Below are 25,410 nucleotides of genomic sequence, written 5' to 3'. Positions count from 1 at the left end.
CAAGATGTGTTCAGTCACGCACGCAAACAACGTGATCAATATCGCTAAAACGATCAAAGCTGAGAATCTTAGATTTTGTGTTTGCGCCAAATGCATAGCCAAACATGCCCGTCCGACTCCAGTAGTCGGTCTGTTGATTGCTCAAAGCACCACGATACAGCAAGCCGGTCAGCTCCAGTACACTGGGGAGTCGGCCACCTTCTGCTTCACAATAGGTATACGCGCCTTGCCAGTTATATTCGGTCCCACCCGCTTCTTGATAACTCAGCTCAGCGCTGCTTTTTATCGCCAGCATGACAAACCCTGCCAGCACAACCGCACCGGCAACCAGCAGCATTAGAATCCATCGCAACATTGGTCTTTGACTCCCTTCAACGGCTATCGGTGGTCAGCTTCAACTGGAAAACGGTGCAACCACTTCCAGTTCAGGGAACGCCTCAAGCAATGCGGCTTCGTCCTGTTGCTGGAATAGTAATTTGATGTTTGGTCCGGCATCCATCGTGAAGTAGACCTGTAACCCTTGCGCACGCAGATCCCAAACCTTGTGCATAGCAGCGACAGATTCTGGCTGCCAATAGAGCAACGGTGGCCAGGACGCAATCATCGTCGCATGCATCGACAGCGCATTCTGTTCAGCGGTTTCACCCAGTAGCATGAAATCCTGCTGCCCAATTGCCAGATGCAGTTTTTCCAGATCAGCCGCTGCTTGCAGCGGCCAGCTCTGATAAAGATGGGCGCTTTCTACTGTGCGCTGCATGCCCGCACGGGAATCCACTTTCTTTTCGGCTGTGGTCACTTTCACTAGGCCAATCCGCAGATCCGGCCACGGCTTATCCAATACAATCGCATGACTATCCATACCGTCATCGCGATGGCCCATCTGCCATTCAACAAAACCGGTAAAGATCGAGCGGGATGCACTGCCGCTGCCCATTCGGGCACATGCCGATAACTCGATATCCGTCAGATTCAGGTTATAAAACTGATTCAGTGCCAACATCAGCGCCGCAAAACCGGATGCAGACGATGCCAAACCCGCCGCGGTAGGAATATTATTCTCCGTGCTGACCAACACAGGCTGCTGCAGATCACCGCGGAACAACGACACGAACTCCACCACTTTACGGGCAAATTTACTGTCAGTTGATTGTTCGATGCCGTTCAGCACCACACGGTCTGCACCGGTATCAGACTCAGTCACGATGGTGTGAGACCCCAGATGCGCCAACGATACCGACAAACTGGCATTGATCGGCAGATTCAGTTCACGATCACGTTTGCCCCAGTATTTACATAGCGCGATATTGCTAGGGGCAAACGCTTCCCCCCGCTCTCCAGCCACAACCGTCGCTGGCAACAATCCTTTTACAACATCAATCTTACGCATATGTAACCTCAACCCCTTTGGCTGATACCGCAACCGGTATCTCTTCGTACGGCATATTTAACGTCGCGTCTGCACCTAATGCGATCACGCAGTCTCCCAACCCGGAACCGGAGATCTTCACCCCCTGAACCTGATCGGAGCTGCGTAAGCGCCAGATCATGTCGGCAATGGTTTTATCACATACGCCCAAGGCATCCATCAACCCTTGATAGATGTCCATCAACTTACCCAGCTCTGCCCAGCTCTGTGTCTTAATCACGCTTTCTGCTGCGACGGTTGTCTGATGCATTAGCTGATACAGCTCAGTATAGATCTGCGGCTGACTGGCACTACGTGCTTCGACCTGTTTGAGCACATCCGGAGTACGGGTTTTATATCCGGCATAGAACAAACTGATGGGAGGAATACCCTGCAAGGCTTCGATCTGGCGTGGCTGCACGGTATAACCGATCAGTCCACCGAATACAGACGCCACCAGATCGGTGCCGGATCCCCGGCCATCCTGCACCTCGTGCACAACGGCGAGCGCGTGATCAAACAGGGTATCTTTATCCGGAGAGTCACCTATCGCGAAGGTCATCACCGCTGCAACCACGCCGGCAGTCACCGCCGCGGAGGAGCCTAACCCCACCGTATGAGAAAATTCAGAACGGATCGTTAAAGTAAAACCGGTGGTCAAACTCGATTGAAAACGACGGATCGCTGCCAGCACAAAGCTCAAGCGCTCGTCCTCAATCAACTGATCTAATGAGGATTCATAATTTGCCAGCGCTGAATCGATAACAATCTGGCGATCCGTTCGGGGCTGCAGGCTGATATGCATGTACTTATCCACAGCGCAGGCCAGTGCGCGATGTCCAAACAACACCGCATGTTCTCCCATCAACATAATGCTGCCGGGAGCAGATACCTTAATTTCAGATGCTACGGGCACCTTTTCTATCCTCTGTTAGGGATGTAATCGGATAATCATAAACGCGGCATAAACGGTCTACTTCGTTACGCGAGCAATGATTAGGCAGATAAGCGAGTACCAAACCACCTTGATTACCCTGATGAGCACCGGCGCCGCTAACCTTGGCAGCACCGCCTAAGTGCTCCAATTCACGGATAAAACCCACCACGGGTTCAGGTACTACACCTATGCGCAGCAATAGACGATGATTTTCCTGCAACAGCCCCATCAACGTATCCGGACTGGTGAGTGCTGCGGGGATGGCTCTCGTAATATCTGAAAATTCAGACCAGACCGCACTGTCCTCATACTTGGCACGCACCGCAGCAACACACTCACCTGTTGATACCTGTGGCCGCCCCGTATTGATTCGATACCAGCCCTGACCTAAATGACAATCCAGACGCGTAACTTCGGAGTTCTGCACCTGAACCAAACCTCCGTAAGTGACCGCAGCCGCATCAATCGCGCTGCCTCGCCCATGTTGCAGGCGTTCGCAATAACGTACCAACCTAAAGCGCTCTGTCAGCGTGAGGGGCTCTGCACTCAACTGTTCAGCCATCACCAACGTAGCAGCGATTGCCGCCGCAGATGAGCCCATACCTGCTCCAGTCGGCAACGTAGAGTCTGTGCTTAAGGTCCCGGAGGGAAGATTGGAAAAGTGAGACAAGGCATACAACAACAGCTCCTGCGGAGCATCCAGAATCTGATCAACGGGTCGATCACCCGCTTCAAATTCAGCGTAACGCAGATCCAGCCTCTGCTTCAGCACTGCCAGTTGATCACAGGCAATAGAAAAGCGCTCAGCGTCACTCGTATTTAAAACAACGTATTGGGAAAGATCAGGGGAGAAGCGAGCCTGAATAGACTCGCCAACAGCCAATGCAATCGCGGGCGCCCCGTACACCACCGAGTGCTCGCCACTCAGGATGACCTTACCTGGGGCTACTGCATTCATCAGCTCGCGACGTATTCCCGCTTGTGCTGGCTGAAGCCGGCCAGACGGAAATGACCTTTGGTCACTTTCTCGATCGTCAGGTCAGAACCATCACGCGGATCGGGATGACGATACAGCTCAAGGTATTTCTCGTATGAAACTTCTTCGCGGTTATCCAACATCGTTTGATGTTCTGTGCAATGCAGATATTTCTCATAACCTGCCACTACCGTACCGGAAAAGAATTCAGCGACACAACCAGAGCCATAGCTAAAGAACCCGATCTTAGTACCGGCAATGTTCTGCTTACAGTTTTCCAGCAGCGATGTCAGGCCGATATACATAGACGCGGTGTAACTGTTACCGATAATGCGGTTATAACTCAGTGTGTCCGCGATCTGGGCTTCAATCTGCTCTGCGGTCATGTCTGCTTTGTTCAGTTTCGCCAGATGCTGATGTGCTTTCTGGGCCATACGGCTGAACGGCAGGTGGTAACAAAAGTGGCTGAAATCGTCGAACGCCAATGAGCTCACTTCACGGAAGTTTTCCCAGGCTTTCTTCAGCGCACGCAGATAAATTTTAGTGGAGTACTTACCATCAACCAACGCGGTAGAACGGTAGTTCGGACGCCAGAAATCCATCACATCTTCAGTGTGATTACCCACTTCAGGGTCAATTTCCAGCAAACGAGGGTTAGCAGAGATCAGCATCGCTACAGCACCGCAGCCTTGCGTCGCTTCACCGGGTGTATCCAGGTCATAGCGGGCTACATCAGATGCGATCACCAATACTTTCTTTTCTGGCGTACGTGCAACCAGTGCACACGCCATCTGGATAGCAGCCGTCGCGCTGTAACAGGCCTGCTTCATCTCAACGACGCGACAGTTGTTACTCATGCCCAAAAGACGGTGTACGTAGACACCCGCAGCTTTGGACTGATCGATACCGGTCTCGGTAGCGAACATCAAAGTACTAACAGCATCTGAGCCCACACGCTCGATCAGTGGCAGCGCAGCATTAGCCGCCATCGTAACGATATCTTCGTCAGGCGCGGCCATGCCCATCTTTTCCTGACCGATGCCTTCATAGTACTTATCTGGATCCGTTTGCTGCACTTCTGCCAAGGTGCGCAGATCCAAGTAGTAATTCGATGTATAGAAACTTATTTCGTCAATACCGACAGACATAGAACGTCTCGATCCTCAGCATTCTTCAAGAATCAGGGCCCGGTTCCGAAATAAAGCAGGAACATTCTGAGCACCCAGCAGAAACATAGCGGTGGTAAATTCACGGCGCATCCGTTCGATCTCCGTGATCACTGCGTCTGCCGATTCCATAGCCGGTTTCAGCAACGGCGCAGCGATACCACACAAAGAGGCGCCGAGTATAACAGATTTAGCCATATCAATCCCATCTCTGAGACCACCGCTAGCGATAAAGGCTGCACGGTCCTGATACGGTTCCGCCAGCTGCAGGGCTTTTGGTGTAGGAATGCCCCAATCCTGAAAACACAGCCCCAGATCGGAACCATCTTTGCGTCGATGATGCTCAATTCGGCTCCATGACGTACCACCCGTACCCGCAAGATCAAAATGGCGAATACCGGCAGACAACCCCAGCTCAATATCTGCGGGTGACAAACCGGATCCTACCTCTTTCAACAAGACAGGCACATCCAGCGCTTTCGCCAATGCGGCTATTTTTTGCTGCAAATTCGAAAAATCGGTATCACCTTCAGGCTGCACAGCTTCCTGCAAAGGATTGAGGTGCAGATACAACCCATCCCCCCCCAAGCATTGCACAGCTTCTTTGGCCTGCTCTAACCCCATACCATAGTTCAGCTGTACCGCTCCGATGTTACCGATCAATACGGTCGACGGAGCATACTGACGCAGGGAAAAGCTTTCGCGGGCATCAGGCGACGTAAACATAACGCGCTGAGAACCCACGGCCATGGCGACACCGGTCGCTTCTGCTGCTATAGCCAGATTGCGATTGATCGTGTTCACCAATTCATGATCACCACCGGTCATGGAGGAGATCAGCAATGGAAAACTCAACTTTTTATTCAGAAACGTTGTCTGCGTATCAATCTCATCCAACGCCAACTCAGGCAAAGCCCGATGAAGCAGGTGGTAACGATCAAAATAGCGCTGTTCGCGATCAGTCGACGGATCTCGCTCAATGGCGCGAATATGCTCGATCTTCCGATCGTTCGTAGGATCAGACATTAGCGTTCCAGTTTAATGTGAGCTTCCATCAACTCACCTGGGTTGGTCTGAGCAGCCAGCAGAGACAGCTCGCCACACAACACCGTAGCAGCACAAATTGCAGCCAAACGACGGGAGTTTGCACCCGGTTCACGATCTTCTTTACATCCCAAAGCCCGCAAATTTTCTTCTACGAAATCCAGACCTTTACCGTTACCAACAGAACCTACAATCAGGTTTGGTAACGTACAGGAAAAATACAGATCACCGTCACGTACTTCCGCGTGCACGATACCTTGTGACCCTTCAATAATATTGGCAGCGTCCTGTCCGGTCGCCAGATAAAACGCCAGCAACATGTTGGCATAGTGCGCGTTCGCACTGCGCAAACCACCGGCAATCATCGTACCAATCAGGTTTTTCTTAATATTGAGATCAACCACTTTCTCTGGCGTCGTTTTCAGACGACGTTCACAGATATCACGCGGGATCAGAATCTCACTGACAACGTATTTACCACGCCCCAGAATACCGTTAACCGCGGTGGCTTTTTTATCGGAACAATAGTTACCAGAGATCGAAGAGTAACGCAGCTGCGGATATTCACTCAGCAACCACGGAATAATCTTGTCTGCAGCGTTGGTAACCATATTGTGTCCGGAAGCATCACCCGTGGTGAACTCAAGACGCAGATAGATCAGATTTGCCACAATCTGGCTGTTCATCTCAATCAGCTTGGCAAAGCGACTGGAAGTGGCCACAACCGCTTGCAGATCATCACGACGAGACTTGATGGACTCAACAGCCAACATTGCTGCTGTCGCATCATCCGCTTCCAACAGAATCGAACGCGTCATACGCTCATCAATCACCGTGGTTTTGATACCATCTTCAACCAGAGCAGATACCCGCGCGCCACGACCTACAGACGGCCACAACGGGGTTTCATAAGTTGCCAGCGGGACTGAAACTTTTTCATCCAGAACCGGACCACTGATTTTCAGCGGACCTACATTTCGCATAGGAATGGGAGCTTGCTGGATTTTATGTGCTTTCATAGCTTATCAACGCTTAGAGTTGGGCAAAGAGATGCCAGATAGAACGCCCGCTGGATAAAATTCTGGCTGGCGGCGATTTTAGCTACCTGATTGCCTGAATGCAATTAGCCCAACCGATCATACGGATTTAGATCAAGTAGTTATAAACGATGGACTGATGTTTATCATCAAAGTGTTTCAGGAAGTTGACGATCCAGTTCAGCGCAACGCTGCGCTAATGTACGGTAACGCGCCTGCTGGCGAGCAGATAGCTCACCAAAGCGAACTTTCGCCAATACGGCATCACAACGCAGCAGTGCTTCCATATTACCACGGGATCTTCGTGCGACCTCAATGCCGGCCTGCACCATATTCAATGCAATCCCCGCATGTCGCGGCAACATTTCATGTGCCTGAGCAAATAACTTAAATGCTTGCTCAAATTCGCCTTTTCTAAAACACAGCATGGCCCGAAGATTAGCTTTCCCCCAATGCAGGGTCACCATCACCGTCGCCAGCACTTTTTTATACTCAGTCACCTCAGAAGATAAAGCGCTACCATTTGAGGCATCCACGATGGAATCCAGCCAGATACACTGCACCTCTTTCTCCAGCTGCTGAAACATCGCCCATGCATCCCGCAAACGCTGTTCAGATAACTCAGGCACATTCCCTAGCTTAAAAATATCACTCGCACAGAGCTTGGCATGTAAGCCGATCTCATCGTATCCCTGGTGATCTAACACCACGTCTTCCAACAGACGGATAATTTCCTCTTCTGCCTCTTGCGGGTGATCTGCTTTGGACATCTGATGAGCCAGAGCTCGGGCCAAACCAAAATATGCAGAAGGTTCTTGAAACACGGAGTTCCGGGCATAACGAATAGCCGAACGGTAGGCATCGATTGCGATCTTCCAATCTTCCGCCTGGGCTGCCAGATCTGCCAACTCACGTAGCAACTGCGGTGAAGTTGGTTGCAGCATTACGGCTTTGCGCATTAAACTGATCGCTTGCTGCAACGCCCCTGTCGCCCAGTATGCCCGCCCCAGCCAAGAAAACGCCTCAACACACAGGTGCTCGTTGTCCACAACTCGGTTTAGCATGCGCAGCGCATCATCGTAGCGTCCCAAGTGAAAGAACGCTGATCCCAACCCTACCTCTGCCCAAGGCAGATCTCGCCGCTCTATCAGGCCCTCAAACAACTTTGCGGCTTCCGCATAACGCTCAAGCTGCAGCAGGACAATGCCTTTCAGGCGACTCAGGTAAAGATGAAGACCCGGAAACATATCGGTTAGCTGATCACAGGCTTTTAATGCCTTGTCCAGCTTATGTTCATCCAGCAAACGATCCACAGGCTCTGTGACATGCTTCACCCGCATCACTTTATCGAGGCGGGCCCGTAAGCTCATCAGATCATAGGGTTTAGATATGTAGGTATCGGGTGAGTTCTCAAGGGAACCAAATAACAGATGTGAACGTTCTGAGTCGACAACCAAAACGAATAGATTGCGGTGGCTGAACAACTGCTCCGCATTTGCTTCATGCAACAACTGCAGGCCGTTTTTTTCATCACGCCCCAAGTCGTAATCAACAAAACACAGATCGTATTGCTCAACCCGCATCAGGCTCAAGGCCATGTTGACCGATGAGGCAACCTGAATCCGTTGCACACCTAGCTGACCCAGGATTTGTCGCAACGCGCCAAGCTCAGAGAGCTTGTTGTCGACGATCAGAACCGACTTTCCTGAGTAATTGATTTCCATAGGCTTTTGCACAACTAGGTAGAAACAAACGTAGCACAGTTTTCCTGCCACGGGCAAAAAGAACCATCGCCCGGAAACAAAAAAGCCCCGCGCTGTTAACGCAGGGCTTTTTCAGGTCAGACCAGAAAGCTCTTAATCTTCCAGCAGATCGCGACCTTTGCTGGCAGCAATACGCATACGCAGCGCATTCAGCTTGATGAAACCAGCAGCGTCTTTCTGATCATAAGAACCCGCATCATCTTCAAACGTTGCGATGCTCTCATCAAACAGAGAATCTTCAGAACGACGACCAACAACGATCACATTACCCTTGTATAGCTTCAGGCGAACATCACCGTTTACCACCTGCTGAGATTCATCGATCATTTTCTGCAGCATCTTACGCTCTTCTGACCACCAGAAACCGTTGTAGATGACCTTAGCGTAGCGTGGCATCAACTCATCTTTCAGGTGAGCGGCTTCACGGTCCAGTGTAATCGACTCAATCGCACGGTGAGCACGCAGCATGATAGTACCCCCTGGAGTTTCGTAACAACCGCGGGATTTCATACCAACAAAACGGTTCTCAACGATATCCAGACGACCAATACCGTTCTCACCACCGACCTTGTTCAGATATTCCAGAACAGTCGCCGGGCTCATCGCTTTACCATCGATTGCGACAATGTCACCCTTTTCGTAGGTCAGATCCATATAGGTTGCTTCGTCCGGAGCCTGTTCAGGCGAAACAGACCAGCGCCACATATCAGCTTCAGCTTCTGCCCATGGATCTTCCAGAATGTCACCCTCATAAGAGATGTGCAGCAGGTTAGCATCCATCGAGTATGGCGACTTCTTCTTGTTCCCAGCGAAATCAACCGGAATATTGTGCTCTTCACAATACTTCATCAGGGTTTCACGGGATGTCAGATCCCACTCACGCCACGGTGCGATGACATGAACGCCCGGCTTCAGCGCGTATGCGCCCAGCTCGAAACGAACCTGGTCATTACCCTTACCCGTCGCACCGTGAGAAATTGCATCAGCACCTGTTTCGTTAGCAATCTCAATCAGACGCTTAGCGATCAATGGACGTGCAATAGACGTACCCAACAGGTACTCACCTTCATAGATGGTATTTGCACGGAACATTGGGAATACGAAATCACGCACAAACTCTTCACGCAGATCTTCAATGTAGATCTCTTTTACGCCCAGCGCTTCGGCTTTGGCACGTGCAGGTTCAACTTCTTCACCCTGACCCAGGTCGGCAGTAAAGGTGACTACCTCAGCGTTGTATTCATCCTGCAACCAGCGGACGATTACGGAAGTGTCCAGACCACCGGAATAGGCTAGAACAACCTTCTTAATTTCGGACATTCTCAAGCTCCAACTTGTGCAAACATCGGCCGCAGGACGCGACCGGGTTCAAAAAGAAACAGGGGCGGGATTATAGCAGAAAAAGCCTACCGTATGGCAGACCATATATCGCGAGTTTTACTCTTTTTCCAGACGAATGGTGACACGTCGGTTCCGCGCACGATTTGCTTTGTTGTTATTGGGTACGACTGGATATCGCTCACCGTGATAACGGGTGGTGACCATCCCCTCCTCAAGCCCTTGCTTGACGAAGTATTCACTTACGACTTCAGCACGTTTTTTCGACAAATCCCGGTTAGCCAGACGACGACCTGCGGCATCACTGTGCCCATCCACATACACCGACTGAACGCTGTTATCGTTCTTTATATAAAGGATGATCAGGTCCAGACGCTCACGCGTCGAATCAGACAGTCTCCACTCTCCCGGCGGAAACAGTACAGCCGTTCGCGCCACCTGACGGTAGTTAACCGGCAGCAACTTCGCCACACAGCCTACATAGTCAGTGTATGCGTTACGGAAATTGACCGCAGAAACCGAGACACGCAGGTATTCCGGGGTGCCGTACCAGGTTTCAGTGGTAAACGTAGGCATCAAACCCTTATGCAAGGCTGCCAGCATCGATTTGGCATAACCTGTTTTCACATCCAACTGCCCCTGCTTAACCGCCTTTACAGGGCCAATCGCCTGAGTCATCAGACCCGGCCGCCATGGTGGGGCTTCAGATACCAGCATCGCACCTTTGGCAAAATGACCTTTTTCAGTCGGATCAAGCAGAAAGTGAACATTTTCACCCGCTTCGTGCTCAAACACCGCATTGCCAAAGGAAGGAATCACATGAGACAAACGACAGACGAAGATGGAGGACTCCAGCTCCCAGTTGGACTCTTCAATGGTTGCCCGATAGCTCACTGCCTGCACAAGCGTGCTGACCAGCCAAAGCAAAAGTATGGGAACCAGTTTTAAGTACACGACAACACCTGCAACATTCGGAAATCTGTTGTTATATTATCTCTTTCGGCTCTGACAACAACACCTTTAGCTATCAAATTACATCGCTGGTAGAATGGCGGGCAATATGTGAGCAATTCAGAAAGTAAGGGAATCCTTTGAGCCGTCAAGATTCGTACAAACACCCAATGGCAAGCCGTTTTCGCGGTTTTCTTCCGGTTGTAGTTGATGTTGAAACCGCCGGTTTTAACGCCAATACCGATGCTCTGCTGGAGATTGCAGCAGCCACTTTGACCATGGATGAAAACGGTTACCTGATGGTCGATAAGTACTACGAAGCCCATGTAGAGCCGTTTGAAGGTGCCAACCTTGAACGTGCAGCATTGGATTTCACGGGCATCGATCCATTCGATCCCGACCGTGGTGCCATCAGCGAACAGGAAGCATTAGAAAACATTTTCCGCCCTATTCGTAAATCGATCAAATCGCACGATTGTAAACGCGCAATTCTGGTCGGACACAACTCTGCATTTGATCAGGGATTTGTGAACGCGGCAACGGAACGAAATGATATCAAGCGCAACCCTTTCCATCCGTTTTCAAGCTTTGATACCGCCACGCTATCCGGGTTGGCCTACGGCCAGACCGTGTTGGCAAAAGCCTGCGAAGTTGCTGACATTGAGTTTGATGGCAAAAAAGCTCACTCAGCACTGTACGACACACTAAAAACTGCTGAACTGTTCTGCTCCATTGTGAATCGCTGGAAAGACCTTGGCGGCTGGGACATGGTATTGGCGGCACAGGATTACGGTGACGAGTTCACCATCTGATCCCCGCCCTGCAAAAAATAGGCAGACATAAAAAAACCCGCACATGGCGGGTTTTTTTATGGACTATCTGAAACTGAATTACAGATTATCAGCTTCTTCAGTCAGGTAAGATGCAACACCTTCAGGGGAAGCAACCATACCTTTATCACCCTGGTTCCAACCAGCCGGGCAAACTTCACCGTGCTCCTGGTGGAATGCCAACGCATCAACCATACGCAGCATTTCGTCAACGTTACGGCCCAGCGGCAGATCGTTAACAACCTGGTGACGCACCAGACCGTCTTCATCGATCAGGAAAGAACCACGGAAAGCAACGCCGCCTTCGGATTCAACATCGTAAGACTGGCAGATGCTATGAGTCATATCTGCAACCAGTGTGTAGTTAACAGCACCGATACCGCCTTCGTTTACTGACGTGTTACGCCAAGCGTTGTGAGAGAAGTGAGAATCGATAGAAACACCGATCACTTCTACGTTACGCTTTTTGAACTCTTCGATACGATGATCGAAAGCCAGCAGTTCAGAAGGACAAACAAAAGTGAAGTCCAGCGGGTAAAAGAATACAACCGCTTTCTTGCCTTTTGCTGCTTCAGACAGAGTGAAAGCATCAACAATTTCACCGTTACCCAGTACTGCTGGTGCTGTAAAGTCTGGTGCCTGTTTACCTACGAGTACGCCCATTGCATGTCTCCGTTAGTGGGTATATTTCGTTTTAGAGTATCCATAATAGAAAAGAGACTTGCATCTGCAAGCCTCTCATCCGGATCTTTTTTATTCGGCTTCAGCGTCACCAGAAGCGGCAGCCGCTTCTTTGATCAGTTCTGCCAGTTCGCCGGATTCTCCCATTTCGCAGATGATGTCACATCCACCTACCAATTCACCCTTAACCCACAACTGCGGGAAGGTTGGCCAGTTTGCGTACTTAGGCAGCTCTGCGCGAATTTCCGGATTTTCCAGAATATTTACAAACGCAAAACGCTCACCACAGCCCATCACCGCTTCAGACGCGCGGGAAGAAAAACCGCACTGCGGGAAACGTGGTGTACCTTTCATGTACAGCAGGATGTCGTTGCTTTCGATCTGCTCTTTAATGGTATCAATAACGCTCATTCATGCACCTTTCAGCTAACACTTTGAAGACAATGGACAGCTGCCTTCTCGTGCAGAAATATTATCACATATCCGACCATATCACTCTGTTAATGTATATTTAGATTTCTCAATCAGAACGATAGAATAAACTTATCAATAGCCAAAAATTGATTTTTATTATCTCTGACATACAGGAATCAACTATTGAAAATAGGCTGGACACACAATAGAATCTGCTTTTTATTGGCAGCTCTTAGCTGCCTTTTTGCGTTGTATGGAGAGGATTATGGCATTTGAGCCAGTAATGAAAACCTACAACCGGCTTTCAGTTGCTTTTGAACGCGGTGAAGGCGCGTGGTTGTATGACACGGATGGAAACAAGTATCTGGACGCCCTGAGCGGCATCGCAGTTACCGGTCTGGGTCACGCACACCCAGCGGTTACCCACGCAATCAGCGAGCAAGCTGCCCGCCTGATGCACACTTCCAACCTCTATTCTATTCCCCTGCAGGAGCAGCTGGCTGAACGCCTGACGCGCATTGCAGGTATGGACAACGTATTCTTTGGCAACTCCGGTGCTGAAGCAAACGAAGCCGCCATCAAGATTGCACGCCGATACGGTCACGAGAAAGGCATTGATCTGCCAACCATTATCGTCATGGATAACTCGTTTCATGGCCGGACAATGGCAACACTCAGTGCAACCGGCAACCGTTCTGCTCAGGCTGGTTTCGAGCCACTGGTTGCAGGTTTTGTTCGTGCGCCTTACAACGATGTTGAAGCTGTCCGCACGATTGCAGCGAACAACCCGAACGTTGTCGCTATTCTGGTTGAACCCATTCAGGGCGAATCCGGTGTCGCTATCCCGGCAGACGATTACCTGAATCAGCTGCGTGATATCTGTGACGAACAGGACTGGCTGCTAATGCTGGACGAAGTCCAGACGGGTAACGGCCGTACGGGGACATACTTTGCGTTCCAGCAAAACAACATCGTGCCCGACGTAGTCACTACCGCAAAAGGCTTGGGCAACGGCGTACCTATCGGTGCATGTCTGGCAAGCGGTAAGGCTGCAACTATCCTTGCACCTGGAAATCACGGTTCAACCTTCGGTGGTAACCCACTGGCTTGCGCTGCTGCGCTGGCAGTTGTTGATACAATCACTAATGAAGGGCTGGCAGAGCGCGCTAAAGAACTGGGCGACCGCATCGTACAGGGCTTCCGCGAACAGCTTGCTGGCGCAGACTACGTAAAAGAAGTACGTGGTGCAGGCCTGATGATCGCGATTGAACTGAGCGAAGCTGGTACAGAGCTGGCCGTTCTATCCAAGGTAAAGGGTGTTCTTCTGAACGTGACCGGCGGTGGCAAGATTGTTCGTATGCTGCCTCCACTGATCATGTCAGACACTGAAGCAGACCTTCTGGTTAATACCATTTCAAAACTGATCAAGATCTACTCTGCTGACGATCGTGCCAAGCCGCGTGTTTAACACGCGGTCTCGTCAGACGCAGCGAGAAACCCATAATGAAAATAAGACATTTTTTGACTCTGCGGGACCTGTCTCCTGCGGAGCTTGACTCTGTTATCAACAGAGCAATTGAACTGAAACGCATCCTTCGCGATGGCGAAGTGTATGAGCCACTGAAAAACCGTGTGATGTCGATGATTTTTGAAAAATCATCAACCCGTACCCGCGTCTCTTTTGAAGCAGGTATGGCACAGTTTGGTGGCCATGCAATGTTTTTATCCTCACGTGATACACAGCTGGGACGCGGCGAGCCAATCTCCGATAGCGCCCGCGTCATCTCCAGTATGGTCGATGTGGTGATGATTCGTACCCATGGACACGAGATCGTAGAGGAGTTTGCAGAAAACTCTTCTGTGCCCGTGATCAACGCACTGACTAACGAATATCACCCATGCCAGCTACTGGCTGACATGCAGACATATCGTGAGCACCGCGGCAGCATTCAGGGTAAGACTGTTACCTGGGTGGGCGATGGCAACAACATGTGCAACTCCTACATTAATGCAGCCCGCCAGTTCGACTTCCATCTGAACATTGCTTGCCCGGAAGGTTTCGAACCGATGGCCGAGCTGCTGGAAGAGAACAAAGACCGCATCTCCATCTTCCGCACACTGGAAGAAGCGATGAAAGACAGCCACCTGGTTGTCACCGATGTCTGGGCATCCATGGGTCAGGAAGAAGAACAAAAAGAGCGCGAAGAAGCGTTTGCTGGTTATCAGGTCACCACTGAGCTGATGGACCTGGCTGACAAAGACGCTATTTTCATGCACTGCCTACCGGCTCATCGCGGCGAAGAAGTCAGCGCAGAGATGATGGATGATCCTCGCTCTGTTGTCTTCGACGAAGCAGAAAACCGACTGCATGCTCAAAAAGCACTGCTGGAGTTTTTGCTGGTCGGAACCCCAGAATAAGCGTTATTCCGCACTGACAATCGGGCTGGAACGATTGAATCCAGCCCGATTCACCTCTATTCCCTACAGAGCAACTATACTTCGACATACATCTGTCACAGGGGAGCAAGTAATGATCGAACTTCGTCATCTGAAAACACTGTCTGCCCTCCGTGATGCGGGCAGTCTGGTTGAAGCCGCCGAGCGTGTTCACCTGACACAATCAGCGCTCTCTCATCAGATAAAGGACCTCGAAGACCGGTTGGATTGCTCGCTGTTTATCCGCAAAACAAAACCGATCTGCTTTACCAGTGCCGGGCAACGACTGCTCTCTCTGGCGGACGAGATGCTACCCATGATTCGCAGTGCTGAGCGGGATATCGCCCGATTAGCAGGTGGGGAAGCAGGACGTCTGAACCTCTGTATTGAGTGCCACAGCTGCTTTGACTGGCTGATGCCTACGATTGACCATTTCCGCCAGCACTGGCCTGAAGTCGAGCTGGATCTATCCAGTGGCTTTAGTTTTCAGCCTTTACCCGCGCTAGCACGCGGTGATCTGGATCTGGTCATTACCGCTGACCCCGAACCGCGCAACGGCATTACCTACGTGCCATTGTTTACGTACGAATCAGTATTGGCAATCAGTAAACAGCACCGCTTAATGGCCCGAAAACATATCCACCCAACTGATCTGGAGCAGGAAGTTCTGATTACCTATCCGGTCGAACCGAGTCGCTTAGATATATTTAACCACTTTCTGGATCCAGCCGGCGTCGAGCCGAGCAGCATTCGCACGGCAGAACTTACGGTGATGATGTTACAACTGGTGGCCAGTGGCCGTGGTGTCGCCGCCCTGCCTAACTGGGCGCTGCATGAATACCTGCAAAGAGAATATATCGCCGCGCGCTCACTGGGCGAGAAAGGCGTCTGGTGCACCCTATACGCTGCGATTAGAGAAGACCAGAAAAATGCAGACTTTATGGTGGACTTCCTCAACACCGCCAAGGAAGTCTCTTTCCGCAATCTGACCGGCATCAAATCAGCCTGATCAGATTAACAAGGATGTTGTTTTGCGGGGATGGCTTGGCATCGGTGATCTGAGCGACCCGCTTTGCCTGCCAATATTCAATTCAGCAATACATTGTTTACCAACTCACACCTACTTCGCTGCTAACCTTCCCAGTTTTCAATCACTTCTTTAGCGGCGCGGAATGCTTCCTGAGCAGCGGGCGCGCCACAATAAACAATAGAGTGCAGCAACACCTCCTGAATCTCTTCCGGCGTACAGCCATTACGCAACGCTCCACGCACATGTCCTTTCATCTCTGTCGGTGCTTTCAGCGCTGCAAGCATCGCGATAGTCACCAAACTACGCGTATTGCGTGGCAGAGTTTCACGCTGCCAGGTTGAACCCCAGGCATTTTCGTTAATCCAATCCTGCAAGGGTGCTGTAAATTCAGTGGTGTTATCGATGGCTTTTTGTACGAATTCCTCACCCATTACCTCGGTGCGTACTGCCAGTCCGTTCTCGCGATCTTCAATTGCCATGTCATAACCTCCTAAAAATTTGCATTTACCCTAACGTAAAATGACAAACAGGAAAATCGTCCTCTTGTTTCTTTAATGCATTGCCTTACACTGTCGCCCTTAACTTACGAAATTCTCAGGACTCAACATGCAAAACTGGACCCCGAACAGCTGGCGTAACCATCCAATCGTCCAGCAACCGGACTATCCGGATCAGGCTGCCCTCAAGCAGGTCGAACAGACACTGACAGAAATGCCTCCTCTGGTGTTTGCCGGTGAAATTCGCGCCCTGCAATCACAACTGGCAGAGGTCGCAAACGGTAACGCCTTTCTACTTCAGGGTGGCGACTGTGCGGAAAGTTTTGCAGAGTTTAATGCGAATAAGATTCGTGACACGTTTCAGGTCATGCTGCAAATGGCAGTGGTACTGACGTTTGCGGGTAGCTGCCCGGTGGTAAAAATTGGCCGCATGGCGGGCCAGTTTGCTAAACCACGCTCCTCAGGTATGGAGACAAGCAACGGCATTGAACTGCCAAGCTACCGAGGCGATATTGTCAACGACATCAACTTCACCGCGGGCTCCCGAGCACCGGACCCTGAGCGCCTTCTACAGGCCTACCACCAGTCTGCTTCCACTCTGAACCTGCTGCGCGCATTCGCTCAGGGCGGCTTTGCCGATCTGAATCAGGTACACCAGTGGAACCTTGGTTTCGTTGAAAAGAGCCCACTGGGTGAAAAATACCAAAATCTGGCCGGTCAGATTGATCAGGCACTGGCATTTATGGAAGCATGCGGCCTGAATGCAGGTACCACCCCTCAGATCCATGAGACCAGCCTGTACACCTCTCACGAAGCCCTTCTGCTGGGTTATGAAGAGGCGCTGACACGTCAGGACAGCATCACCAATCAGTGGTACGACTGCTCTGCTCATATGCTGTGGATCGGCGACCGCACCCGCCAGACGGATCACGCTCACGTTGAGTTCCTGCGCGGTGTACAGAACCCGGTAGGTGTAAAAGTCGGCCCAAGTACCTCCAGAGAGGACCTGATCCGCCTGATCGATATCCTGAATCCGGATAACACACCTGGCCGTCTGACACTGATCGCTCGTATGGGTGCAGAGAACATCGAAACCATGCTGCCGCCTCTGGTCCGTGCTGTTAAAGAGGAAGGACGCAATGTGGTCTGGAGCTCAGATCCGATGCACGGCAATACGATTAAGGCTTCCTCCGGCTACAAAACCCGTAGCGTCGATTCCATCCTGAAAGAGATGAAAGGTTTCTTCCAGGTACATCGCGCAGAAGGCACCTATGCCGGTGGCGTACACTTTGAGATGACCGGACAGAACGTTACCGAGTGCATTGGCGGCGCGTACCAGATCACTGAAGAAGGCCTTGCGGATCGTTATCACACTCACTGCGATCCACGCTTGAACGGTGAGCAGGCACTGGAACTTGCGTTCCTGATTGCTGACACGCTGAAGGAAGCACGGGGTAAGTAATGGATCGGAACGCACGCGTCGGCGCCCTTCTGAGCTCGATTCAGTCTGAAATGCAGTCGCAGCAGCTGTGGGCCGAAACATCGCCTTCAGCTGAAGCCCTGAGCAGCCAGCAGCCGTTTTGTGTGGATACACTGATGTTTACGGAGTGGGTACAGTGGTTAATGCTTCCGCGTCTGCAAACAATGATTGAACAGAATATATCCCTACCACAGAACAGCAATATGCATGCGATGGCAGAAGAAGCCTTTAAGCGAATTGAGGCGAAGACAGATCAGCTGCTTGAGCTGATCAAAGCGCTGGACGATGCATTAAACGTACGACATTAAGACACTGCGCAAATGTTGCGCCGGTATCATTGATGAGAGAAGCGGACTTTTCACTGCAAACATAAGGTGAAGGTCCGCTTTTTTATAGCAGAAAATCAAAGATCAGATCAGGCCTTTCAGCACGATATCGTTGTAACCCACAACACCCATCACCTGACCGTTGTCGATCACCGGTGCAGATGCTAAGCCAAAGTTATCAAACATCCGGGCACAGTAGCGTACATCCATACGCGCCTCGACAGATAGCACTGGCTTCGCCATCACTTCATAGACGTTCACCCGCTCTGGCGCACGATCTTTAGCGACCACTTCTTTTGCAATATCAGACAACAAAAGGATACCGTATTCATCGTCTTCATGACGTTTGTTGATTAGCAGAACAGAAACGGACTTCTGCTTGAACAGATCCAGTGCCTCTTTAATCGTCACCAGACCATCAACCATCGCATAGTCCTGAGTCATTACATCCTTAACGCGTACGACCTCTTTTTTGCCGCTCATATCTCTTCCTCTACCACGTTGGTCAGTGTCTCGATTTGGTGCGCAACACCTACCGCATCTTCGACATCTAACTGAATCGCAATACCACGCCCTGGCGCTTCATCAAATCCAGCAACCTCAGCAATCGTTTCCAGAATTTTCCGACTGAGATGCTCTTCGGTGATAAACAGCAGGACATCACGCTGAGTTTCCAATGACAAACCAAAAAACGTTTTGGTTTTTTTCACGCCTTCACCACGAGCATTGGTGATTACGGTTGCACCAGTGGCTCCAGCCTCTCGTGCAGCCTTCATGACCTGATCTGTTTTGGTATCTTCTACAAATACCACTAACAGTTTGAAATGCACGGCAATTCTCCGTTTTTACGTATCAAGGTACTGATCAGACTTCAGCAGTTTCACGTTCTTTTTTACTGCTACGTTTCGCCGACCATTCAGTAATTTGTGCATAGCCCATCACCGTGATCATCGGGAACAGACTTGCAAAAGCAATCAAACCAAAACCATCGATCAGTGCACTACGTCCCGGCACTGTTTCCGCCAGCCCCAACCCCAGGGCCGCAACAAGCGGTACGGTGACCGTCGAAGTGGTTACACCGCCCGAGTCATAGGCCAGTGGCACAATCATCTTCGGCGCCCATATCGTCTGGATAACCACCACGATATAGCCTGAAATAATGAACCAGTGAATCGGATAACCAGTGACAATTCGCCAGGTTCCCAGCGAGATCCCAACGGCAACACCCAGTGCTACCGCAATACGTAATCCCCAGACACCAATAGCGCCACCGGACACTTCGTTTGCTTTGATCGCAACAGCGATCAAAGACGGCTCAGCAATGGTTGTACTCGCACCAATCAGGAAGGCAAACAGAAAGACCCAATAGTAATCTTTCCAGTGCAATTGTCCCGGTACAGAGTCACTCCACTGACTAATGAAGTCAGGATTTGTCAGCTGCTCGGCCATCAGACGGCCAATGGGAAACAGCGCCTTATCCAAACCAAGCAGGAACAAAGCCAGACCAAAAATCACATAGGCAAAACCGATTAATACACGTTTCAAATTCGGTATCGGGCGACGGATTACAAACAGCTGGAAGCCGAAAATAATCGCTGCAATCGGAATTACATCCTTGATGGTGGTGAGCGTAATATCGATCAGTTGCAGAATGAATTCCATCAGATCACCATCCCGTAAGCCATGACAAATATCATGGGAGTCAGCGATGCAAAGGCAATTAATCCAAAACCATCGATCATTGGATTACGACCTTCAATAGACGACGCCAAACCCACACCCAATGCCGTGACCAGAGGTACGGTAATTGTTGATGTGGTTACGCCACCGGAGTCGTAAGCAATACCGATAATCTCACGCGGTGCAAACATCGTCATAATCACCACCATCATATAACCGGCGATAATCATGTACTGAATCGACCAACCCTTGAGGATTCGCAACACACCCAGAACAATCGCCAGACCAACGGAGAAGGCAACAGTGAAGCGCAAACCGTTCGCGTAACTACTGCGGGATTCATCCGAATCGACAATCATCCCACCCACCGACGCCACCTTGGCCGCTTCGTCAGCGACCGCTATGAGCGCCGGTTCAGCCACCGTGGTCCCAAACCCCAAGCAAAACGCAAAGAGCAGCAGCCAGAAGACACTGCCTTTCCGCGCAAAGGCGTTGGCCATGGATTCGCCAATGGGGAACAAACCCATCTCAAGTCCGTAGATGAAAAAAGTCAGGCCGGCGACCACGCACAGCAAACCTACGATCAATCCGACGAGGTCGGGAACGCTTTGCTGTAGAACGAAAACCTGAAAGAAACCAATGACTAGAATGATCGGTGCCAAGTCTCGCAGACTACCAACCATCGAGCGTCCTAATGCTAGAAGAGAGCTGTTCAAGAGCCCTTTAACTCCCTATTAAATATAACCTTTTAAAACCTAAGGTTAGGTTATCTGGTTTACACTTTTGTTGCAAAAAATGTGCACAAAAAGATACTGATTTAAAACACGCCACAAACCTTTGCGATACGAGACCTCTGGACGGCTTCTTGTCCTGCCAAGGTAGCGCTGTCGCTTGCGCCGCACGACTGGTAAAATCGGCCGCGTTTAAGAAATCTTTACCGAGATCCGATCATGTCCGACATTCCATCCCTTGTTGAGTTTTTGCGCCAATCCGATACCCAGCTGCGTATCTTTGATATGGGGCGCCGGGTCAGCAAAATTTCAGCCGAAACCTTTAACAAAGTGGAACAGGCACAGGTCCCTTATCCAGCGCCTTTTATGCACCATGCATGGATCGCACTGTTGATGTGGAATCCGAAGCTTAAGGATCAGAACGTGGTCTGGTTCCTTAAACTGCCACTGGATGAGCAGGGCTATCTGGTTCAGGCTGCACGTGATGACTTCATGAACCGTCTCTTCCAGAACATCAGCAATATGATGTCAGGCGATAGCGATAGCGCGAAGAAAGATGCATTGCAGGACAATCCGTTTTCCTTCAAACCAGAACAGGAAAAGATGGCGATCTTCCACGCCCACGCGACTTTGGCGATTGGGCAGCCCGCATCCCAGTATTACGAATACTCACAGCAATACTTTGCCGGACAGATGGGTTTTGACCAGTGGCAGGCTCTCGGCTATCAGGGCATTGCTGATCTGGTGATCCGTCATGAAAAAGGGCGTAACAGTGAAATCATGGCTGCTGCGATCGCACAGCTGCCACCAGAGCCGTATGAAGTGCTCTGTACCTGTCTGGAAAACATCGAGCCCGATCACAAACTGTTTGCCGCACTGAGCAAGCGGATGCTCGTCAGCCTGCAGGATGACGCGACCACCGCCAATCACGTGGCGGCCCAGATTCGAGGCATCTCCAACGCCCACAACGAAGAAGCGAAGCGTGACTTGTTGCTGGCGGTTTTAGCAACACCACATGCGCAGGAAGCGGAAGTACTGGCCGCAATCGCAACCCGCTGCAGCATCAGCCTGCGGTTTCCAGAACTGCTCAAGCCCTACCTTGAAGCGTTGGCCGCAGGTAAATCCGGTCAGGTTGGGTTCTCACGCATTCTGGCAGACCTGATGTTTATGCCCGACCTGCGCGCCTTGATCCTTCACGTATTCCGTAACCCGGATCGTAGTGAAAAGCTCTCTGAAGCAATCGGTCAGATGTTTGGCGGTAACCTAAGCTAGATGCCTGAGCTACCTCTGAAGTGATCAGAGACAAAAACGGCGGCATCTTTACGATCCCGCCGTTTTTTGTGTCTCTATTTTTGATCCGATCTATTCGTAGTTGTACACAAACTTGATCAGCCGTGAAAACGACGTGTTGCCCACGAACATTTCCGACCACTTATGTGCATTAAATTCACGCTCGGGATTATGCTTACGGAATAGAATGATCAGCCGTTTGATCAAGTTCTTCTCCATATCTTCGTGGCTGACAATGCTGTGCAGTATCTGAGGGTTGTAGCTGTCTTCAGTACGCTCAGCCAAGAAACACTCAGAGCGATACAAGGTGTAGATGATCTTATACACCGCAGTCTGCTCACCATTTTCCAGCCCTAATGCTGCCGTGACGTCTTTTGATAGCTCTTTAAGCGACACCCCATCCGGATTTTCTGCCAGAAGTTCGTCTGCCTTCTGATAGATCTCCAAGCGCTGCTCGTGGTCAGGAAGGTCGGCCCTCAGCTTAAAGACACTTTTGACGAACTCCATGTAATCATTCAGTAAGCCGCTGGCACGCAGCGCAACAGCCCCGGTATCCAAAGCCCCTGACTGATCAACAATCGAGACAATAACATCGCCGCCTTGCGGTACAGTGGAAATGATACCGCGTCCTTCCAACATCTCGCAGAAGCCACGGAAAGAGCCATAGGAGTAGTTCTTAAAATCCAGGTCAGCGCGTGCTTTCATCTCAGGGACAATCGTCGCACCTAGCGGTTTTTTCTCTTCGCTTTCAAGATATTCCACCGTCTCCAGCAACAGGTTGATCACATCCTGCTCGCTGCTCACTGAGCGCTTTTCAATTTTCGGTTTCTGCTGACCCAACTCATCGTGATAGTAAAAAATATCGCAGGCGCTTTTATACAACTCCCCGACTGAGTCGCTGGTGCTGCCGATCCCGATGACGGTTTTACCGATCTCTTTAAGCTTGGCAAACAGCGGCATAAAGTCGCGATCATTCGCAATGACCGCGAAGTAATTAATATCGGGGTGGGTATAGGCTGTCGATAGCGCATCAATAGCTAAGCGAATATCTGCCGTGTTTTTGTAATTGTTGTAGTGAGGAATATCCTCATGTTGCACCAGATTGGCCTGCAACATCTGACGCAGTTCCTGCTTCTTATCAAACGCCATCGGCAGTTTGACAATATCCCCGAATGAACGGCGAATGCTGATACGGCCGTGTTCTTCAAGTTTTTTGATTTCGCCCTTTATATCAATGGGTAAGCCATCATCAAGGCAAAAACCAACAAGGTTATCTAAGTCTATAAATAATGCGATACGTTCTTTCTGTTCCATTTAATCAGTTCCTATTGATAAACGGTACGCTGACAAATCCAAAAGATATCGCTATAGATCCACCTCTCCTTGTTCATCAACCGGAGGAGCTATCTGTATCTTCAGGGATAACATTACCCTCACAGCCATACGCCAACTTCATCGATAAAATAACGATCGACAGAAATACAAGCTATGGAAGAGATCAGGTAACAGCAACGCGTAAGAATGTCTGAAAGTCAGACGAGGTCAGTGATAATGCGGTATTTTTGTGACAACTACCAGATCAGAGCCGGTGAAAGTCTGTTCCCTCTGGCAAACGCGGCAGAGGGCTGTAATTACTGATAGTCCTGCGGCAGTTGAATCCCCAATTGATCCGCATCTTGCTGTGCGATCTGCTGGAAACGTGCACGGGTCGTACTGCCTTTGGGTTTTGTTAGATAATAAAGTAACTTCGCGGCAACCTGAGGCTCCAGCTCCTGTTCCTCACCCCAACGCTGGATAAAGTCCACCAGCGTATTATCGCTCTTGTCTTCAAGCGCCACCGGAACTTGCTGGTCGAGATTCTCGCCATCTCGTGCGCGTCGGCACATCACCTGATAGTGATAGTTAAAATCCCCCACAACCTGGGATTCATCTTCACTACGCAGACGGAACCAGCCGGTTGCCTTACCCGCCTGGTACACCGCGGGATGGCTCCAGTTATGTTTCGATGGGCGGTCGGCATGCATACAAGCTTCAATATATGCGTTACGGGCGGCAGGCAAGCCGTCATCACCTTTCACTTCACGTAAAATAGCTAGAAATTCTGACACGGATGGCATCCACGCCAAGGTTTCTTTACACCGATCAATCGCAATGACCAGCTCAGGCTCACCAAAACCACGCAGACTAAGTGCCCATTCCCGTTTTGCTAGGCTAAGTTCATTCTGTGTTTCGAAACAGCTTTTGAACTTGTGACCATAAATCGCCATAAAGCGAGCAAAGATCATGTTCACCAGCACTTTGGTTTCGTTGCTGATGGGTTGCTGCTGCGGCTGTTCTGATTGCTGCTGAGAAACCTGTGCCTGCGCGTTACCAGTCGGTGTCCTTGATGTCCATGATGGCTTGGGTAACCCGTTTTCGGTTTTCGCGAGTATCTCTGCGGGAGTTTTCATGGTTAAAGCCTGTCTGTTGCTGTGCCTGACGCTGTTCACGTCCATCGCGTGTTTGTTTCTTGACCCATTCCCGTTTAACCCATCCCAGGAACTTCTGATCCCAGCTGGTTTCACGACGGTCCTTATTCACCCAGTAAAGCACAAATTCATCAATCGATTCACGGGCAAATTCTTCACTAATACCTTGTCGTGCCAGCAACTCGAAGAAGTTAGATGATGGCTGCCATCCCAGGAACATGGCATGAAGATGCTGATTTCGCTCTTCATGCTGTTCAAAAATCACCTGTAGCTCACTTTTGTGACGCCGCCAGCCCGTACTGCCACCAAAAGCAGGCGCGGGTGTACGCGATTGAGTCGTTTGACGCGGCGGTTGTCGCCGTGACGGAGCCTGAGTCGCAACAGGTGGCTCCGATACAGGAGGCATCTCAGGCGGAATCGGCTGGGTCGGTGGCGTCGCCATCCCCAAAGGCGGTGCATCCACCAATGGCGGAGGCTGATCCATCACGCTTAAGCGACTGACCACCTCAACCTCTGACGCAGGCTTTGAGTCTCGCTCTACTACTTGCTCTGAGGTCTCTGGGATTACAGGTACAGCAGCCGCTGGCTGATCGTCTTGCAACAGGACAATTTTTACCAGCGTTTTGCTGAGGCTGGCGTCAATGGCACCCTGTTCAACCAGGCTATTGGTCACCATCGCCAACTGATCCTGCGACCAGAACGGAACCAGTTGCCGCCAACTGTGGGCATCTAGCTTAATCTCACGTTGCCCAGAACGCAGGCGCAAACCCGTACGCTGTGACAGCTGATGGTAAATACCCAGCAACAACGCCTCTTCCAGACCGAATCGCTCAGCCAGAGAAGGGTAAATCAACAAAGGTTGTTCCGGAATCTGATAACCCATCAGCAGTTTAATACCCTAAAAATAAGAAGGCCGCAGACTAAGCTGCG

General features: G+C 50.6%; 27 protein-coding genes. 7 read left to right on the top strand and 20 right to left on the bottom strand.

Annotated features, from left to right (window positions below; all coding sequences use genetic code 11):
* Nucleotides 1–10: 10 nt before the first annotated feature.
* The 10 genes from IOQ59_RS09130 to IOQ59_RS09085 all read right to left on the bottom strand — a co-directional run bounded on the left by IOQ59_RS09130 (nt 11) and on the right by IOQ59_RS09085 (nt 10,620).
* Nucleotides 11–355 carry an Lcl C-terminal domain-containing protein gene (locus IOQ59_RS09130; RefSeq protein WP_193952968.1) on the bottom strand — a complete coding sequence of 115 codons (345 nt, stop codon included), beginning with the start codon at nt 353–355 and terminating at the stop codon, nt 11–13.
* 39 nt (nt 356–394) lie between these two features.
* Nucleotides 395–1,387 (bottom strand): diphosphomevalonate decarboxylase, encoded by a 993-nt coding sequence (gene mvaD, locus IOQ59_RS09125; protein WP_193952967.1) that lies wholly within the window; start codon nt 1,385–1,387, stop codon nt 395–397.
* Entirely contained in the window at nt 1,380–2,321 is a 942-nt protein-coding gene (locus tag IOQ59_RS09120) for a mevalonate kinase family protein (protein ID WP_371871846.1), read from the bottom strand. Before IOQ59_RS09120 ends, mvaD begins: the two co-directional genes overlap by 8 nt.
* Nucleotides 2,305–3,300 carry a mevalonate kinase family protein gene (locus IOQ59_RS09115; protein ID WP_193952966.1) on the bottom strand — a complete coding sequence of 332 codons (996 nt, stop codon included), beginning with the start codon at nt 3,298–3,300 and terminating at the stop codon, nt 2,305–2,307. Before IOQ59_RS09115 ends, IOQ59_RS09120 begins: the two co-directional genes overlap by 17 nt.
* A complete protein-coding gene (locus IOQ59_RS09110; protein WP_193952965.1) occupies nt 3,300–4,466 on the bottom strand; it encodes a hydroxymethylglutaryl-CoA synthase in 1,167 nt (388 codons plus the stop codon). The genes IOQ59_RS09115 and IOQ59_RS09110 overlap by 1 nt, the downstream gene beginning before the upstream one ends.
* A 15-nt stretch (nt 4,467–4,481) precedes the next feature.
* Nucleotides 4,482–5,510: a type 2 isopentenyl-diphosphate Delta-isomerase gene (fni, locus tag IOQ59_RS09105; protein WP_193952964.1), complete on the bottom strand. Its 1,029-nt coding sequence runs from the start codon at nt 5,508–5,510 to the stop codon at nt 4,482–4,484.
* Nucleotides 5,510–6,547: a hydroxymethylglutaryl-coenzyme A reductase family protein gene (locus IOQ59_RS09100; RefSeq protein ID WP_193952963.1), complete on the bottom strand. Its 1,038-nt coding sequence runs from the start codon at nt 6,545–6,547 to the stop codon at nt 5,510–5,512. The genes fni and IOQ59_RS09100 overlap by 1 nt, the downstream gene beginning before the upstream one ends.
* Nucleotides 6,548–6,714: 167 nt before the next feature.
* Nucleotides 6,715–8,289 (bottom strand): tetratricopeptide repeat protein, encoded by a 1,575-nt coding sequence (locus tag IOQ59_RS09095; protein WP_193952962.1) that lies wholly within the window; start codon nt 8,287–8,289, stop codon nt 6,715–6,717.
* A gap of 132 nt (nt 8,290–8,421) precedes the next feature.
* Nucleotides 8,422–9,648 carry an argininosuccinate synthase gene (locus IOQ59_RS09090; protein WP_193952961.1) on the bottom strand — a complete coding sequence of 409 codons (1,227 nt, stop codon included), beginning with the start codon at nt 9,646–9,648 and terminating at the stop codon, nt 8,422–8,424.
* A 117-nt stretch (nt 9,649–9,765) separates the two neighbouring features.
* Nucleotides 9,766–10,620 (bottom strand): OmpA family protein, encoded by an 855-nt coding sequence (locus tag IOQ59_RS09085; protein ID WP_193952960.1) that lies wholly within the window; start codon nt 10,618–10,620, stop codon nt 9,766–9,768.
* Nucleotides 10,621–10,787: 167 nt separating this feature from the next.
* Between IOQ59_RS09085 and rnt the strand changes: the two genes are divergently transcribed.
* Nucleotides 10,788–11,429, top strand: coding sequence for a ribonuclease T (gene rnt, locus IOQ59_RS09080; protein WP_193953004.1), 642 nt, complete (start codon nt 10,788–10,790; stop codon nt 11,427–11,429).
* Between the two features lie 78 nt (nt 11,430–11,507).
* Here the strand turns inward: rnt and IOQ59_RS09075 are convergent, their stop codons facing one another.
* Both IOQ59_RS09075 and grxD read right to left on the bottom strand, forming a co-directional pair.
* Nucleotides 11,508–12,110 (bottom strand): peroxiredoxin, encoded by a 603-nt coding sequence (locus tag IOQ59_RS09075; RefSeq protein WP_193952959.1) that lies wholly within the window; start codon nt 12,108–12,110, stop codon nt 11,508–11,510.
* A 90-nt stretch (nt 12,111–12,200) separates the two neighbouring features.
* Nucleotides 12,201–12,539: a Grx4 family monothiol glutaredoxin gene (gene grxD, locus IOQ59_RS09070; protein ID WP_193952958.1), complete on the bottom strand. Its 339-nt coding sequence runs from the start codon at nt 12,537–12,539 to the stop codon at nt 12,201–12,203.
* Between the two features lie 268 nt (nt 12,540–12,807).
* On the opposite strand from grxD, the gene IOQ59_RS09065 reads away from it, so the two are divergent.
* From IOQ59_RS09065 to IOQ59_RS09055, 3 genes are all read left to right on the top strand, one after another.
* A complete protein-coding gene (locus IOQ59_RS09065; protein WP_193952957.1) occupies nt 12,808–14,010 on the top strand; it encodes an aspartate aminotransferase family protein in 1,203 nt (400 codons plus the stop codon).
* A gap of 35 nt (nt 14,011–14,045) precedes the next feature.
* The gene (gene argF, locus IOQ59_RS09060) at nt 14,046–14,960 is read left to right on the top strand and encodes an ornithine carbamoyltransferase (RefSeq protein WP_193952956.1); all 915 of its coding nucleotides are present in this window, start codon (nt 14,046–14,048) and stop codon (nt 14,958–14,960) included.
* A 112-nt stretch (nt 14,961–15,072) separates the two neighbouring features.
* A complete protein-coding gene (locus IOQ59_RS09055; protein ID WP_193952955.1) occupies nt 15,073–15,987 on the top strand; it encodes a LysR family transcriptional regulator in 915 nt (304 codons plus the stop codon).
* A gap of 122 nt (nt 15,988–16,109) precedes the next feature.
* Here the strand turns inward: IOQ59_RS09055 and IOQ59_RS09050 are convergent, their stop codons facing one another.
* Nucleotides 16,110–16,487, bottom strand: a complete 378-nt coding sequence (locus IOQ59_RS09050; protein WP_193952954.1) for a carboxymuconolactone decarboxylase family protein — start codon at nt 16,485–16,487, stop codon at nt 16,110–16,112.
* Nucleotides 16,488–16,614: 127 nt separating this feature from the next.
* Between IOQ59_RS09050 and IOQ59_RS09045 the strand changes: the two genes are divergently transcribed.
* Together IOQ59_RS09045 and IOQ59_RS09040 are read left to right on the top strand one after the other, a co-directional pair.
* The gene (locus IOQ59_RS09045) at nt 16,615–17,967 is read left to right on the top strand and encodes a class II 3-deoxy-7-phosphoheptulonate synthase (protein WP_193952953.1); all 1,353 of its coding nucleotides are present in this window, start codon (nt 16,615–16,617) and stop codon (nt 17,965–17,967) included.
* Nucleotides 17,967–18,293 (top strand): YqcC family protein, encoded by a 327-nt coding sequence (locus IOQ59_RS09040; RefSeq protein WP_193952952.1) that lies wholly within the window; start codon nt 17,967–17,969, stop codon nt 18,291–18,293. Before IOQ59_RS09045 ends, IOQ59_RS09040 begins: the two co-directional genes overlap by 1 nt.
* 102 nt (nt 18,294–18,395) lie before the next feature.
* On the opposite strand, the gene IOQ59_RS09035 is transcribed toward IOQ59_RS09040, so the two are convergent.
* Genes IOQ59_RS09035 through IOQ59_RS09020 form a run of 4 tightly spaced genes read right to left on the bottom strand, consistent with a single transcriptional unit; the run spans nt 18,396 to nt 20,674 of the window.
* Nucleotides 18,396–18,794: a CBS domain-containing protein gene (locus IOQ59_RS09035; protein WP_193952951.1), complete on the bottom strand. Its 399-nt coding sequence runs from the start codon at nt 18,792–18,794 to the stop codon at nt 18,396–18,398.
* Nucleotides 18,791–19,141: a P-II family nitrogen regulator gene (locus IOQ59_RS09030; protein ID WP_193952950.1), complete on the bottom strand. Its 351-nt coding sequence runs from the start codon at nt 19,139–19,141 to the stop codon at nt 18,791–18,793. The genes IOQ59_RS09035 and IOQ59_RS09030 overlap by 4 nt, the downstream gene beginning before the upstream one ends.
* A gap of 34 nt (nt 19,142–19,175) precedes the next feature.
* Entirely contained in the window at nt 19,176–19,973 is a 798-nt protein-coding gene (locus IOQ59_RS09025; protein ID WP_193952949.1) for a DUF1538 domain-containing protein, read from the bottom strand.
* Entirely contained in the window at nt 19,973–20,674 is a 702-nt protein-coding gene (locus IOQ59_RS09020) for a DUF1538 domain-containing protein (RefSeq protein ID WP_193953003.1), read from the bottom strand. Before IOQ59_RS09020 ends, IOQ59_RS09025 begins: the two co-directional genes overlap by 1 nt.
* A gap of 267 nt (nt 20,675–20,941) precedes the next feature.
* On the opposite strand from IOQ59_RS09020, the gene IOQ59_RS09015 reads away from it, so the two are divergent.
* Nucleotides 20,942–21,994 carry a DUF3549 family protein gene (locus tag IOQ59_RS09015; RefSeq protein WP_193952948.1) on the top strand — a complete coding sequence of 351 codons (1,053 nt, stop codon included), beginning with the start codon at nt 20,942–20,944 and terminating at the stop codon, nt 21,992–21,994.
* 90 nt (nt 21,995–22,084) lie between these two features.
* On the opposite strand, the gene IOQ59_RS09010 is transcribed toward IOQ59_RS09015, so the two are convergent.
* The 3 genes from IOQ59_RS09010 to IOQ59_RS09000 form a co-directional block, all read right to left on the bottom strand.
* Nucleotides 22,085–23,326 carry an NYN domain-containing protein gene (locus IOQ59_RS09010; protein WP_193952947.1) on the bottom strand — a complete coding sequence of 414 codons (1,242 nt, stop codon included), beginning with the start codon at nt 23,324–23,326 and terminating at the stop codon, nt 22,085–22,087.
* A 317-nt stretch (nt 23,327–23,643) separates the two neighbouring features.
* Nucleotides 23,644–24,462, bottom strand: coding sequence for a replication protein P (locus IOQ59_RS09005; protein ID WP_228050796.1), 819 nt, complete (start codon nt 24,460–24,462; stop codon nt 23,644–23,646).
* Nucleotides 24,380–25,363 (bottom strand): DnaT-like ssDNA-binding domain-containing protein, encoded by a 984-nt coding sequence (locus IOQ59_RS09000; protein WP_193952946.1) that lies wholly within the window; start codon nt 25,361–25,363, stop codon nt 24,380–24,382. The genes IOQ59_RS09005 and IOQ59_RS09000 overlap by 83 nt, the downstream gene beginning before the upstream one ends.
* Nucleotides 25,364–25,410: the final 47 nt, after the last annotated feature.

It is taken from the genome of Pontibacterium sinense (genome assembly GCF_015209595.1).
GTDB classification, from domain to species: Bacteria; Pseudomonadota; Gammaproteobacteria; order Pseudomonadales; family Balneatricaceae; genus Pontibacterium; species Pontibacterium sinense.
The sequence above is the reverse complement of the archived record's forward strand: the minus strand, read 5'-3'. Positions and strand labels throughout refer to the sequence as shown.

Bases quoted from the DNA above. Each gene is read 5' to 3' on its own strand.
- IOQ59_RS09130 (WP_193952968.1), bottom strand. From the start codon at position 355: ATGTTGCGATGGATTCTAATGCTGCTGGTTGCCGGTGCGGTTGTGCTG.
- mvaD (WP_193952967.1), bottom strand. From the start codon at position 1,387: ATGCGTAAGATTGATGTTGTAAAAGGATTGTTGCCAGCGACGGTTGTG.
- IOQ59_RS09115 (WP_193952966.1), bottom strand. From the start codon at position 3,300: ATGAATGCAGTAGCCCCAGGTAAGGTCATCCTGAGTGGCGAGCACTCG.
- IOQ59_RS09110 (WP_193952965.1), bottom strand. From the start codon at position 4,466: ATGTCTGTCGGTATTGACGAAATAAGTTTCTATACATCGAATTACTAC.
- fni (WP_193952964.1), bottom strand. From the start codon at position 5,510: ATGTCTGATCCTACGAACGATCGGAAGATCGAGCATATTCGCGCCATT.
- IOQ59_RS09100 (WP_193952963.1), bottom strand. From the start codon at position 6,547: ATGAAAGCACATAAAATCCAGCAAGCTCCCATTCCTATGCGAAATGTA.
- IOQ59_RS09095 (WP_193952962.1), bottom strand. From the start codon at position 8,289: ATGGAAATCAATTACTCAGGAAAGTCGGTTCTGATCGTCGACAACAAG.
- IOQ59_RS09090 (WP_193952961.1), bottom strand. From the start codon at position 9,648: ATGTCCGAAATTAAGAAGGTTGTTCTAGCCTATTCCGGTGGTCTGGAC.
- rnt (WP_193953004.1), top strand. From the start codon at position 10,788: ATGGCAAGCCGTTTTCGCGGTTTTCTTCCGGTTGTAGTTGATGTTGAA.
- IOQ59_RS09075 (WP_193952959.1), bottom strand. From the start codon at position 12,110: ATGGGCGTACTCGTAGGTAAACAGGCACCAGACTTTACAGCACCAGCA.
- grxD (WP_193952958.1), bottom strand. From the start codon at position 12,539: ATGAGCGTTATTGATACCATTAAAGAGCAGATCGAAAGCAACGACATC.
- IOQ59_RS09065 (WP_193952957.1), top strand. From the start codon at position 12,808: ATGGCATTTGAGCCAGTAATGAAAACCTACAACCGGCTTTCAGTTGCT.
- argF (WP_193952956.1), top strand. From the start codon at position 14,046: ATGAAAATAAGACATTTTTTGACTCTGCGGGACCTGTCTCCTGCGGAG.
- IOQ59_RS09055 (WP_193952955.1), top strand. From the start codon at position 15,073: ATGATCGAACTTCGTCATCTGAAAACACTGTCTGCCCTCCGTGATGCG.
- IOQ59_RS09050 (WP_193952954.1), bottom strand. From the start codon at position 16,487: ATGGCAATTGAAGATCGCGAGAACGGACTGGCAGTACGCACCGAGGTA.
- IOQ59_RS09045 (WP_193952953.1), top strand. From the start codon at position 16,615: ATGCAAAACTGGACCCCGAACAGCTGGCGTAACCATCCAATCGTCCAG.
- IOQ59_RS09040 (WP_193952952.1), top strand. From the start codon at position 17,967: ATGGATCGGAACGCACGCGTCGGCGCCCTTCTGAGCTCGATTCAGTCT.
- IOQ59_RS09035 (WP_193952951.1), bottom strand. From the start codon at position 18,794: ATGAGCGGCAAAAAAGAGGTCGTACGCGTTAAGGATGTAATGACTCAG.
- IOQ59_RS09025 (WP_193952949.1), bottom strand. From the start codon at position 19,973: ATGGAATTCATTCTGCAACTGATCGATATTACGCTCACCACCATCAAG.
- IOQ59_RS09020 (WP_193953003.1), bottom strand. From the start codon at position 20,674: ATGGTTGGTAGTCTGCGAGACTTGGCACCGATCATTCTAGTCATTGGT.
- IOQ59_RS09015 (WP_193952948.1), top strand. From the start codon at position 20,942: ATGTCCGACATTCCATCCCTTGTTGAGTTTTTGCGCCAATCCGATACC.
- IOQ59_RS09010 (WP_193952947.1), bottom strand. From the start codon at position 23,326: ATGGAACAGAAAGAACGTATCGCATTATTTATAGACTTAGATAACCTT.
- IOQ59_RS09005 (WP_228050796.1), bottom strand. From the start codon at position 24,462: ATGAAAACTCCCGCAGAGATACTCGCGAAAACCGAAAACGGGTTACCC.
- IOQ59_RS09000 (WP_193952946.1), bottom strand. From the start codon at position 25,363: ATGGGTTATCAGATTCCGGAACAACCTTTGTTGATTTACCCTTCTCTG.